A 12,347-nucleotide genomic window follows, 5' to 3' on the forward strand; every position below is an offset into this window, starting at 1 on the left:
GCGACACACGCAATGCGCATCATCAATAGCCTGATCCTCGCTGGCGGCCTGCTGGCCTGTGGCGCCAGCCAAGCCGGTGACCTGCTGCAGTGGCAGAACAACAGCCTGACCTACCTGTGGGGCAAGAACTTCAAGGTCAACCCCGAAATCCAGCAGACGGTGACCTTCGAGCACGCCGATGCCTGGAAGTACGGCGACAACTTCTTCTTCCTCGACAAGATCTTCTACCAGGGCAAGAAGGACGCCAATAACGGCCCGAACACCTACTACGGCGAGTTCAGCCCACGCCTGTCGTTCGGCAAGATCTTCGACCAGAAGATCGAGTTCGGCCCGGTCAAGGACGTGCTGCTGGCCATGACCTACGAGTTCGGCGAGGGTGACACCGAGTCCTACCTGATCGGCCCAGGCTTCGACCTGGCCATCCCAGGCTTCGACTACTTCCAGCTGAACTTCTACCAGCGCACCACCGACGGCAGCCGCCCGGGCGACAACGTCTGGCAGATCACCCCGGTGTGGTCCTATACCATCCCTGTGGGTTCGTCCGACGTGCTGATCGACGGCTTCATGGACTGGGTGGTGGACAACGACGAGAACCGTCGCGGCACCTACCAGGCCAACCTGCACTTCAACCCGCAGATCAAGTACGACCTGGGTAAAGCGCTGCACCTGGGTGAGAAGCAGCTGTACGTCGGTATCGAGTACGACTACTGGAAGAACAAGTACGGCATCAAGGACAGCGACGCCTTCACCACCGACCAGAACACCGCCAGCCTGTTGGTGAAAGTGCACTTCTGATGACTGAAACGAAACAGCGCCTCTAATTGAGGCGCTGTTTCGTTAGAGCATGTAGGAATAAACCTACATATAACTCAGCCTTTTCTTACTTTTGAAAAGCTTGTCTTGTAAATCAACATCAACATTATTGGCAGAACCACACCTACCGCCAATAAACCAGCCTCAACCTGGGCATGATCGAGCACCCGCCAAATATCCAGCATCAGCATGAGTCCATTGATCAGCAGCGCCACGCCAAACATGGCGCAACACCTGAGCAACGCCGCAACGCCCACGCCACTCATCAGCAACCACAGGCCCAGAACGCTCCAGGCCAGCGCGGTGAGCAGGTATAGCGCCAAGTGATAGGCATCATAGGTCAACACATTGCCAAACATGTTCAGCCCTCGCCTTTATTAATAAAGAAAGGCCTGAACTATAAAGGTGAAAATTCACTCAGCATACAGCGAAATTTTGACAAAACTTTTGCAAACACTCCGGTACCCTGCACGCTTTCCTGCACCCAATAAGGACATAAGCAGAACTCATGCGTGCACCTCTAGCCGCCCCCTGGCGCTTCCTCATTCTTTTGTGCTCTACCTGGTTCGGCGTTTTTCTGCTGACCCGACTGGTCTTGTTGCTGGCCCACGCAGACGAGTTGAGCGGTAACTACTTCGCGGTGTTTTTCACCGGCGCGCTGTACGACCTCAGCTTCCTCATCTATGCCGCCCTGCCGCTAGGCCTTTACCTGGCCCTATGCCCAGCGTCGCTGTGGCGCACCCGGGCGCACCGCTGGTTGATGCAGGGCGTGCTGGCCGTCAGCCTGTTCGTGATGCTGTTCGTCGCCGTGGCCGAATGGCTGTTCTGGGACGAGTTCGGCGTGCGCTTCAACTTCATCGCCGTCGACTACCTGGTGTATTCCAAGGAAGTGCTGGACAACATCCGCGAGTCCTACCCCCTGCCAACGCTGCTCGGCAGCCTTGCGGTGGCTGCCGTGGTGCTCTGCCTGCTGCTGCGCAAGCCACTGCTCCGCGCACTGTCCGCAACGCCCGCCAACGCGCGCCAGCGCCTGGCCGGGGTTGCCGTGCTGGCGGTGCTGTGCGGCGCCTCGGTATTGATCATCGACCAGCAGTTCCCGCGCAACCCGGATGGCAACGCCTACCAGCGCGAACTGTCCAGCAACGGCCCGTACCAGTTCTTCGCCGCCTTCCGCAACAACGAGCTGGACTACACCCAGTTCTACGCCACCCTTGGCGCCGATGATGTCGGTGCGCAGATGCACCATGAACTGGCCGCCGCCAATGCTCGCTTCGACCTGCGCGAGCCCCAGGACATCCGCCGCCACATCAGCGCCAGTGGCCCGCAGCGCACGCCCAACATCATCCTGGTAACCATCGAAAGCTTCAGCGCCAAGTACATGGGCAGCAACGGCGACCCGCGCAACCTCACGCCCAACCTCGACGTGCTGCGCAAGCAGAGCCTGTATTTCAACAATTTCTACGCCACCGGCACCCGCACCGACCGTGGCCTGGAAGCCATCACCCTGTCGATTCCGCCCACCCCCGGGCGCTCGATCGTCAAGCGCATCGGCCGCGAAAGCGGCTACGCCAGCCTCGGCCAGCAACTGGCGGCCGTGGGTTACGACGCGGTCTACGTCTATGGCGGGCGCGGCTACTTCGACAACATGAACGCGTTCTTCAGCGGCAACGGCTATCGCATCGTCGACCAGAGCAGCGTCGATGAAAGCGAAATCAGCTTCAAGAATGCCTGGGGCATGGCCGACGAAGACCTCTATCGCCAGGCGATCAAGCTGGCCGATGCCGACCACGCCACGCAAAAGCCGTTCTTCCTGCAACTGATGACCACGTCCAACCACCGCCCTTACACCTACCCCGAGGGGCGTATCGACATCCCCTCAGGTGACGGTCGCGAAGGTGCGGTGAAGTACACCGACTACGCCATCGACCAGTTCCTGCAACAGGCCCGCAAAAAGCCCTGGTTCGACAATACCCTGTTCATCTTCGTCGCCGACCACACAGCCGGCAGCGCCGGCAAAGAGGACCTGCCGGTCGCCAACTACCAGATTCCGCTGTGGATCTACGCACCGAAGATGATCGAACCGGCCGAGAACCCGACCCTGGCCAGCCAGATCGACCTGGCGCCGACCCTGCTCGGCCTGCTCAACCTCAGCTACACCTCGACCTTCTTCGGCCGCGACCTGCTCAAGGGCGACGACTTGCCACCCCGGGTACTGATCGGCAACTACCAGCACCTGGGCCTGTACGACGGCAAGGACCTGGCGATCCTCAGCCCACGCGGTGGCCTGCGGATTCACCAGGATGCCCTGGGCAACAGCCATGAGACCAAGGTGGGCGTGGACAACCCGCTGATCCGCCGGGCCATTGCCTACTACCAGAGTGCAGCCTACGGCTTCAGCCAGAACCTGCTGAGCTGGCGCCCGCAGGAGAAGCGCGTCACGGTCAGCCCCTGACCGCGCGCCATAGCTTCGAGGCAGCGCTGACCAGCGCCAGCACCACGGCCCCGGCGACCACGCCGGCCACGCCGTTGAGCAAGGCTCCGGTCAGCGCCCCGCCCCGGCCTTCGGCGAAGGCCTCGATGGCGTGATGCAGCGGTGCAATGCCGTGCACCAGGATGCCGCCACCAACCAGGAACATGGCCGCAGTACCAATCACCGACAGGCTCTTCATCAGGTATGGTGCCGCGCGCAGGATGCCGTTGCCGACGGCGCGGGTGACGCTGGAGGCCTTCTTGCTCATCCACAGCCCGAGGTCATCGAGTTTGACGATACCGCCCACCAGGCCATACACACCCACGGTCATGGCAATGGCGATGCCCGACAGCACGATGATCTGCTGGGTCAGCGGCGCATCGGTGACGGTACCCAAGGTGATGGCGATGATCTCGGCGGAGAGGATGAAGTCGGTCCGCACCGCGCCCTTGATCTTGTCCTTCTCGAAGGCCACCAGGTCGACATTGGCATCGGCTACGGCTTCTTTGCGCGCCTCGTGCTGCGCCTCGTCCTCTTCCTTGCTGTGCAGGAACTTGTGCGCCAGCTTCTCGAAACCCTCGAAGCACAGGTAGGCGCCACCGACCATCAGCAGCGGCGTCACCGCCCAGGGGATGAACGCGCTGATCAGCAGCGCCGCCGGCACCAGGATCGCCTTGTTGACCATCGAGCCCTTGGCCACCGCCCACACCACCGGGATCTCGCGCTCGGCGCGCACCCCGGAAACCTGCTGGGCATTGAGCGCCAGGTCGTCACCGAGCACGCCGGCGGTCTTTTTCGCCGCGACCTTGGTCATCAGCGACACATCGTCGAGTACCGTGGCGATGTCGTCGATCAGTACCAGTAGACTGCTTCCTGCCATGTTTGCTTGTATCCCGTGGTTTGAGTGCTGCGGATTCTAGCCGAAAGTCGCTGCCTTGAGCCCCCGTCGAGGCGGGTGCTACCATGCCGGACCCCTCACGGAGGGGGCCATACACGAGGAAGACCCCCGACAATGAGCACCATTCGCGAGCGCAACAAGGAACTGATCCTGCGCGCGGCCAGTGAAGAATTCGCCGACAAGGGCTTCGCCGCCACCAAGACCAGCGATATCGCGGCCAAGGCCGGCCTGCCCAAGCCGAACGTGTACTACTACTTCAAGTCGAAGGAAAACCTCTACCGCGAGGTGCTCGAAAGCATCATCGCGCCGATCATGCAGGCTTCGACGCCGTTCAGCGCCGATGGCGACCCCAAGGAAGTGCTGAGCGCCTATATCCGCTCGAAGATCCTCATCTCCCGCGACCTGCCCCACGCCTCGAAAGTCTTCGCCAGCGAGATCATGCACGGCGCGCCGCACCTGTCGCCGCGCCAGGTCGAGCAGCTCAACGAGCAGGCCCGGCATAACATCGAGTGCATCCAGCGCTGGATCGACCGCGGACAGATCGCCAACGTCGACCCGCACCACCTGATGTTCAGCATCTGGGCAGCGACGCAGACCTACGCGGATTTCGACTGGCAGATTGCCGTGGTGACGGGGAAGGCCAAGTTGGCCGACAGTGACTACGATGCGGCGGCAGAAACCATCATTCGCCTGGTGCTGAAGGGCTGCGAGCCAGAGGCAGCCTGAACCACGGCGATTGCCCCTTCGCGGGTAAACCCGCTCCCACGGGTTCACCACAACCTTCAACATTGTGGTGAACCTGTGGGAGCGGGTTTACCCGCGAAGGGGCCGGTAGCGTCAATAAAGAATCAGGCAGCCACCCCGGCATCCGCCGTCAGCCCCAGCTCTTCGATCGCACTGATCGCACACTGCTCGTCGATATCCGACGTATCCCCGCTGATCCCTACCGCACCCAGCACCTTGCCGTCCTGATCGCGAATCAGCACACCCCCCGGCACCGGCACCACCGGCCGCTCACCCAAGCCATTCAACGCGGCATAAAACGCCGGCCGCTGCTGCGAATCCAGCGCCAGCAGGCGCGAGCCCTTGCCCAGGGCCACTGCCCCCCAGGCCTTGCCGATGGCCACCTCCGGTCGCAGCAGGCTGGCGCCATCCTCCCGTTGCAGCGCCAGCAGGTGCCCGCCGGCATCCAGCACCGCCACGGTCAGTGGCGCTGCGTTGATCTTGCGGCCTGCGGCCAGCGCGGCGTTTACCACGCCGACGGCGACTTTAAGGGTCAATGCGTTCATGAAAAGGTCCTCTTCTTGTTGTGAGAAGCCCTGAGGGCAGTTGAAAACCGATGAGAGAATAGAACACAACAGAGATATGTTTTGTATACAATAATTTGACTCAATCGTACCGACTGCGACGAAATGCCGCTTTTCACGGGCCCAAGCGCCAATCAAAGCCTGCCGACGAAAATGGATTGACCTTTGGGTCGAAGCGTGAATACACTCTGTCGCAAAGCAAGTTGTATACAATTACAAAATCGATGAGGCACAAACCATGAGCAAAATGAGAGCAATCGATGCAGCCGTTCTGGTCATGCGCCGTGAAGGTGTAGATACCGCGTTCGGCATTCCTGGCGCCGCGATCAACCCGCTTTACTCGGCCCTGAAAAAAGTCGGTGGCATCGATCACGTCCTCGCTCGCCACGTCGAAGGTGCCTCGCACATGGCCGAGGGCTACACCCGCGCCAACCCGGGCAACATCGGCGTATGCATCGGCACCTCCGGCCCTGCCGGCACCGACATGGTCACCGGCCTGTACAGTGCGTCGGCCGACTCCATCCCGATCCTCTGCATCACCGGCCAGGCTCCGCGTGCCCGCCTGCACAAGGAAGACTTCCAGGCCGTCGACATCACCAGCATCGTCAAGCCGGTGACTAAGTGGGCGACCACCGTGCTGGAGCCGGGCCAGGTGCCTTACGCGTTCCAGAAGGCCTTCTATGAAATGCGCACCGGCCGCCCAGGCCCTGTGCTGATCGACCTGCCGTTCGACGTGCAGATGGCCGAGATCGAATTCGACATCGACGCCTACGAGCCACTGGCGATCAACAAGCCGTCCGCCACCCGCGTACAGGCCGAAAAAGCCCTGGCCCTGCTCAATGACGCCGAGCGCCCACTGCTGGTAGCCGGTGGCGGCATCATCAACGCAGACGCCAGCGACAAGCTGGTCGAGTTCGCCGAACTGACCGGCGTACCGGTAGTCCCGACCCTGATGGGCTGGGGCACCATCCCTGACGACCATGCACTGATGGTCGGCATGGTCGGCCTGCAGACCTCGCACCGCTACGGCAACGCGACCATGCTCAAATCCGACCTGGTGTTCGGTATCGGCAACCGCTGGGCCAACCGCCACACCGGCTCCGTCGACGTCTACACCGAAGGCCGCAAGTTCGTGCACGTGGACATCGAGCCGACCCAGATCGGCCGCGTGTTCACCCCGGACCTGGGTATCGTCTCCGATGCCGGCAAGGCGCTGGACGTGTTCCTCGAAGTGGCCCGCGAGTGGAAAGCCGCCGGCAAGCTGAAGTGCCGCAAGGCCTGGCTGGAAGACTGCCAGCAGCGCAAGGCGACCCTGCAGCGCAAGACCAACTTCGACAACGTCCCGGTCAAGCCACAGCGCGTGTACCAGGAAATGAACGAAGTGTTCGGCAAGGACACCACCTACGTCAGCACCATCGGCCTGTCGCAGATCGCCGGCGCGCAGTTCCTGCACGTGTACAAGCCACGCCACTGGATCAACTGCGGCCAGGCCGGCCCGCTGGGCTGGACCATCCCTGCTGCCCTGGGCGTGGTCAAGGCCGACCCGAAACGCAAGGTTGTCGCGCTGTCCGGTGACTACGACTTCCAGTTCATGATCGAAGAGCTGGCAGTGGGTGCGCAGTTCAACCTGCCGTACGTCCACGTGCTGGTGAACAACGCCTACCTCGGCCTGATCCGCCAGGCGCAGCGTGGCTTCGACATGGATTACTGTGTACAACTGGCGTTCGAGAACATCAACTCCACCGACGCCGCCACCTACGGTGTCGACCACGTCGCCGTGGTCGAAGGCCTGGGCTGCAAGGCCATCCGCGTGTTCGAACCGGCCGAGATCGCCCCTGCCCTGCTCAAGGCGCAGAAGATGGCCGAAGAGTTCCGCGTACCGGTCGTGGTCGAAGTGATCCTCGAGCGTGTCACCAACATTTCCATGGGCACCGAGATCAACGCGGTCAACGAGTTCGAAGACCTCGCCCTGGTCGGCAACGACGCGCCAACCGCCATCTCGATGCTCGACTGATTGCCTGACGCCCCCGCGCACCGGCGTGCCGGGGGCCCTCATTGCAAGGAGACAACCATGCCTCGCTTCGCTGCCAACCTGTCCATGCTGTTCACCGAACAGGACTTCCTGGCCCGCTTCAAGGCCGCCGCCGATGCTGGCTTCAGCGGTGTCGAATACCTCTTCCCGTACGATTTCAGCGCCGCCGAGATCAAGCAGCAGCTCGACGCCCACGGCCTGACCCAGGTGCTGTTCAACCTGCCGGCCGGTGACTGGGCCAAGGGTGAGCGCGGCACCACCTGCCACCCGGACCGCGTCGAAGAGTTCCGCGCCGGCGTCGACAAGGCCATCGAGTACGCCAAGGTGCTGGGCAACACCCAGGTCAACGCCCTGGCCGGCATCCGTCCGCAAGGCCTGCAGTGCGCCGACGTACGCAAGACCTTCGTCGACAACCTCAAGTACGCCGCCGACAAGCTCAAGGCCGCCGGGATCCGCCTGGTCATGGAAATGATCAACACCCGCGACATCCCAGGCTTCTACCTGAACACCACCCAGCAGGCCCTGGAAATCCAGGCCGAAGTGGGCAGCGACAACCTGTTCCTGCAGTACGACATCTACCACATGCAGATCATGGAAGGTGACCTGGCCCGCACCCTGGAAGCCAACCTGCCGCTGATCAACCACGTGCAGCTGGCCGACAACCCGGGCCGCCACGAGCCCGGCACCGGCGAGATCAACTACCGCTTCCTGTTCGAGCACCTGGACCGCATCGGTTACCAGGGCTGGGTAGGCGCGGAGTACAAGCCCAAGACCACCACCGAGGCGGGTCTGGGTTGGCTGAAGACGCACAACGCTATCTAAGGACGCACACGATCCCTGTAGGAGCGGCCTTGTGTCGCGATGGGCTGCGCAGCAGCCCCGGCAATCTTTGCTGTGGCCGAAATTCTGGGGGCGCTACGCACCCCTTTCGCGACATAAGGCCGCTCCTACAAGGCCCGCACCGTCTGCTCCATCGAGATTCAACAATTACAACGAGGTAATTTCTCATGGCTAAAATCGGTTTCATCGGCACCGGCATCATGGGCAACCCAATGGCCCAGAACCTGCAAAAAGCAGGTCACAGCATCTTCGTATCGACCCACCACGACGCAGCTCCAGCCAACCTGATCGCCGCCGGCGGCGTGGCGCTGGCCAACCCCAAGGAAGTGGCCCAGGAAGCTGAATTCATCATCGTCATGGTGCCCGACACCCCGCAGGTTGAAAGCGTCCTGTTCGGTGAAAACGGCGTTGCCGAAGGCGTGGGCCCGAACAAGGTCGTGATCGACATGAGCTCGATCTCGCCTACCGCCACCAAAGCCTTCGCCGAGAAGATCAAGGCCACCGGCGCCGCCTACCTGGACGCCCCGGTATCCGGCGGTGAAGTCGGCGCCAAAGCCGCCACCCTGAGCATCATGGTCGGCGGCTGCCCGAAAGCCTTCGAACGCGCCCTGCCGCTGTTCGAAGCCATGGGTAAGAACATCACCCGCGTCGGCGGCAACGGTGACGGCCAGACCGCCAAGGTCGCCAACCAGATCATCGTCGCCCTGAACATCCAGGCCGTTGCCGAAGCGCTGCTGTTCGCTGCCAAGAACGGCGCGGATCCAGCCAAGGTGCGTGAGGCCCTGATGGGCGGCTTCGCCTCCTCGAAGATCCTCGAAGTGCATGCCGAGCGCATGATCAAAGGCACCTTCGACCCAGGCTTCCGCATCAACCTGCACCAGAAGGACCTGAACCTGGCCCTGCAAGGCGCCAAGGAGCTGGGCATCAACCTGCCCAACACGTCCAATGCCCAGCAAGTGTTCAACACCTGCCAGGCCCTGGGCGGCGGCAACTGGGACCACTCGGCGCTGATCAAAGGCCTGGAGCACATGGCCAACTTCTCGATCCGCGACGAGAAATAAGCTTCAAGCTGCAAGCTTCAAGCGGCAAGCAAAAGCAGATCTGCTTTTACTTGCAGCTTGTAGCTTGAAGCTTGCAGCTGTGGGGACCGCCCCTGGTTCGGCCTGCACGGAGGCAGTTCCAGGGGCGTTTTTGATTCTGCAGAACAACAATAATCTGGGAGCCTGCCATGTCGGTCGATCCACAAAACCTCCTGCGCGAACTGTTCGACACAGCCATCGCCGCCGCCCACCCCCGTCAGGTCCTCGAACCCTACCTGCCCGCCGACCGCAGCGGCCGGGTCATCGTCATCGGTGCAGGCAAAGCCGCCGCCGCCATGGCCGAAGTGGTCGAAAAAAGCTGGCAGGGCGAAGTCTCAGGCCTGGTCGTCACCCGCTACGGCCACGGCGCCAACTGCCAGAAGATCGAAGTGGTCGAAGCCGCCCACCCGGTCCCCGACGCCGCCGGCCTGGCCGTGGCCAAGCGCGTGCTCGAGCTGGTCAGCAACCTCACCGAAGACGACCGCGTCATCTTCCTGCTCTCCGGCGGCGGCTCGGCCCTGCTGGCCCTGCCCGCCGAAGGCCTGACCCTGGCCGACAAGCAGCAGATCAACAAGGCGCTGCTGAAATCCGGCGCCACCATCGGCGAGATGAACTGCGTGCGCAAGCACCTCTCGGCGATCAAAGGCGGCCGCCTGGCCAAAGCCTGCTGGCCAGCCACCGTCTACACCTATGCGATTTCCGATGTACCGGGCGACCTGGCCACGGTCATCGCCTCCGGCCCTACCGTGGCCGACCCGAGCACCTCGGCCGATGCCCTGGCGATTATCAAGCGCTACAACATCGAGGCCCCCAAAGCCGTCATCGACTGGCTCAACAACCCGGCCTCCGAAACCGTCAAGGCCGACGACCCGGCGCTGGCGCGCAGCCACTTCCAGCTGATCGCCAAACCCCAGCAGTCGCTCGAGGCCGCCGCCGTGAAGGCCCGCCAGGCCGGCTTCAGCCCGCTGATCCTCGGCGACCTGGAAGGCGAGTCGCGGGAAGTGGCCAAGGTCCACGCCGGCATCGCCCGGCAGGTCGTCCTGCATGGCCAGCCGCTGAAGGCGCCCTGCGTGATCCTCTCCGGCGGCGAGACCACCGTCACCGTGCGCGGCAACGGCCGCGGCGGGCGCAACGCCGAGTTCCTGCTCAGCCTCACCGAAAGCCTCAAGGGCCTGCCGGGCGTGTACGCCCTGGCCGGTGACACCGACGGCATCGACGGCTCGGAAGAGAACGCCGGCGCCTACATGACCCCGGACAGCTACGCCCGCGCCGAGGCCCTGGGCCTGTCGGCCAGCGATGAGCTGGACAACAACAACGGCTACGGCTACTTCGCCGCCCTGGATGCGCTGATCGTCACCGAGCCGACCCGCACCAACGTCAACGACTTCCGCGCCATCCTGATCCTCGAGACTCCGCAATCATGACGCCTGATAAAAAAGTAAAAATCCTCGCCACCCTCGGGCCTGCGATCAAAGGCATCGATGACATCCGCCAGCTGGTCGAAGCCGGGGTGAACATCTTCCGCCTCAACTTCAGCCACGGCGAACACGCCGATCACGCCCTGCGCTACCAGTGGATCCGCGAAGTCGAGCAGCAGCTCAACTACCCGCTGGGCATCCTCATGGACCTGCAGGGCCCGAAACTGCGCGTTGGCCGCTTCGCCGACGGCAAGGTGCAACTGCAGCGTGGCCAGGCCCTGCGCCTGGACCTGGACAAGACCCCGGGCGACAGCCGCCGGGTGAACCTGCCGCACCCGGAGATCATCGCCGCGCTGGAGCCCGGCATGGACCTGCTGCTCGATGACGGCAAGCTGCGCCTGCGGGTGACCGCCAAGCACGCCGACGCCATCGACACCGAAGTGCTGGCCGGCGGCGAGCTGTCCGACCGCAAGGGCGTCAACGTGCCGCAAGCGGTGCTCGACCTGTCCCCGCTCACCGACAAAGACCGCCGCGACCTCACCTTCGGCCTGGAGCTGGGCGTGGATTGGGTGGCCCTGTCGTTCGTGCAGCGCCCGGAAGACATCGTCGAGGCGCGCCAGCTGATCGGCGACCGCGCCTACCTGATGGCCAAGATCGAGAAGCCCTCGGCGGTCGAGCAACTGCAAGCCATCGCCGAGCTGTCCGACGCGATCATGGTCGCCCGTGGCGACCTGGGCGTGGAAGTGCCGGCCGAGAGCGTGCCGCAGATCCAGAAAGCCATCATCGGCACCTGCCGCCAGCTGGGCAAACCGGTGGTGGTGGCCACGCAGATGCTCGAATCCATGCGCTTCTCCCCTGCCCCGACCCGCGCCGAAGTCACCGACGTGGCCAACGCCGTGGCCGAAGGTGCGGACGCGGTGATGCTGTCGGCCGAGACCGCCTCGGGTGACTACCCGCTGGAAGCGGTGCAGATGATGAGCAAGATCATCCGCCAGGTGGAGAACGGCCCGGACTACCAGGCCCAGCTCGACGTTGGCCGGCCCAAGGCCGAGGCCACGGTATCGGATGCCATCAGCTGCGCGATCCGCCGCATCAGCGGCATCCTGCCGGTGGCGGTGCTGGTCAACTACAGCGAGTCGGGGAACTCCACCCTGCGCGCCGCCCGCGAGCGGCCACGGGCGCCGATCCTCAACCTGACGCCGAACCTCAACACCGCACGGCGCCTGAGCGTGGCCTGGGGTGTGCACTCGGTGGTCAACGACCGCCTGCGCCAGGTCGACGAGGTGGTCTCCACCGCGCTGGAGATCGCCCAGGCACAAGGCATGGCCAGCCGCGGCGACACGCTGCTGATCACCGCCGGTGTGCCTTTCGGCAAGCCAGGTTCGACTAATACGCTGCGAATCGAGACGCTGGTGTAACCCCGTGGGAGCGGGCTTGACCCGCGATGGCGCCAGCAGGCATGGCATTGATGCCTGTGCTGACGCCATCGC

The 12,347-nt window shown here is 63.3% G+C and carries 11 protein-coding genes; 8 read left to right on the forward strand and 3 right to left on the reverse strand.

Annotation, left to right across the window (positions count from 1 at the left end):
- Positions 1-12 precede the first annotated feature (12 nt).
- The gene (locus ABE459_RS17695; RefSeq protein ID WP_232880068.1) at positions 13-795 is read left to right on the forward strand and encodes an outer membrane protein OmpK; all 783 of its coding nucleotides are present in this window, start codon (positions 13-15) and stop codon (positions 793-795) included.
- A 74-nt stretch (positions 796-869) separates the two neighbouring features.
- Here ABE459_RS17695 and ABE459_RS17700 read toward each other — a convergent pair whose 3' ends face one another.
- Positions 870-1,172, reverse strand: a complete 303-nt coding sequence (locus tag ABE459_RS17700; RefSeq protein WP_323831190.1) for a hypothetical protein — start codon at positions 1,170-1,172, stop codon at positions 870-872.
- Between the two features lie 149 nt (positions 1,173-1,321).
- Between ABE459_RS17700 and ABE459_RS17705 the strand changes: the two genes are divergently transcribed.
- Entirely contained in the window at positions 1,322-3,265 is a 1,944-nt protein-coding gene (locus tag ABE459_RS17705) for an LTA synthase family protein (protein ID WP_346648114.1), read from the forward strand.
- On the opposite strand, the gene ABE459_RS17710 is transcribed toward ABE459_RS17705, so the two are convergent.
- The gene (locus ABE459_RS17710) at positions 3,255-4,163 is read right to left on the reverse strand and encodes a DUF808 domain-containing protein (RefSeq protein WP_323831188.1); all 909 of its coding nucleotides are present in this window, start codon (positions 4,161-4,163) and stop codon (positions 3,255-3,257) included. The two genes, ABE459_RS17705 and ABE459_RS17710, sit on opposite strands and share 11 nt — an antisense overlap.
- Before the next feature lie 132 nt (positions 4,164-4,295).
- Between ABE459_RS17710 and ABE459_RS17715 the strand changes: the two genes are divergently transcribed.
- A complete protein-coding gene (locus ABE459_RS17715; protein ID WP_125463328.1) occupies positions 4,296-4,907 on the forward strand; it encodes a TetR/AcrR family transcriptional regulator in 612 nt (203 codons plus the stop codon).
- Between the two features lie 122 nt (positions 4,908-5,029).
- Here the strand turns inward: ABE459_RS17715 and ABE459_RS17720 are convergent, their stop codons facing one another.
- Positions 5,030-5,470, reverse strand: coding sequence for a heme-binding protein (locus ABE459_RS17720; RefSeq protein WP_125463327.1), 441 nt, complete (start codon positions 5,468-5,470; stop codon positions 5,030-5,032).
- Between the two features lie 256 nt (positions 5,471-5,726).
- Here ABE459_RS17720 and gcl point away from each other — a divergent pair, with 256 nt between their 5' ends.
- From gcl to pyk, 5 genes are all read left to right on the forward strand, one after another.
- Entirely contained in the window at positions 5,727-7,502 is a 1,776-nt protein-coding gene (gcl, locus tag ABE459_RS17725; RefSeq protein ID WP_125463326.1) for a glyoxylate carboligase, read from the forward strand.
- A gap of 57 nt (positions 7,503-7,559) precedes the next feature.
- On the forward strand, positions 7,560-8,342 hold the full coding sequence (gene hyi, locus ABE459_RS17730; protein ID WP_323831187.1) for a hydroxypyruvate isomerase: 783 nt from the start codon (positions 7,560-7,562) through the stop codon (positions 8,340-8,342).
- Between the two features lie 185 nt (positions 8,343-8,527).
- Entirely contained in the window at positions 8,528-9,421 is an 894-nt protein-coding gene (locus tag ABE459_RS17735; RefSeq protein WP_125463324.1) for a 2-hydroxy-3-oxopropionate reductase, read from the forward strand.
- Between the two features lie 167 nt (positions 9,422-9,588).
- Positions 9,589-10,863, forward strand: coding sequence for a glycerate kinase (locus tag ABE459_RS17740; protein ID WP_125463323.1), 1,275 nt, complete (start codon positions 9,589-9,591; stop codon positions 10,861-10,863).
- A complete protein-coding gene (gene pyk / locus ABE459_RS17745; protein ID WP_110993597.1) occupies positions 10,860-12,275 on the forward strand; it encodes a pyruvate kinase in 1,416 nt (471 codons plus the stop codon). Before ABE459_RS17740 ends, pyk begins: the two co-directional genes overlap by 4 nt.
- Positions 12,276-12,347 lie beyond the last annotated feature (72 nt).

The sequence above is a fragment of the Pseudomonas sp. TWI923 genome, from assembly GCF_039673365.1.
GTDB classification, from domain to species: domain Bacteria; phylum Pseudomonadota; class Gammaproteobacteria; order Pseudomonadales; family Pseudomonadaceae; genus Aquipseudomonas; species Aquipseudomonas sichuanensis.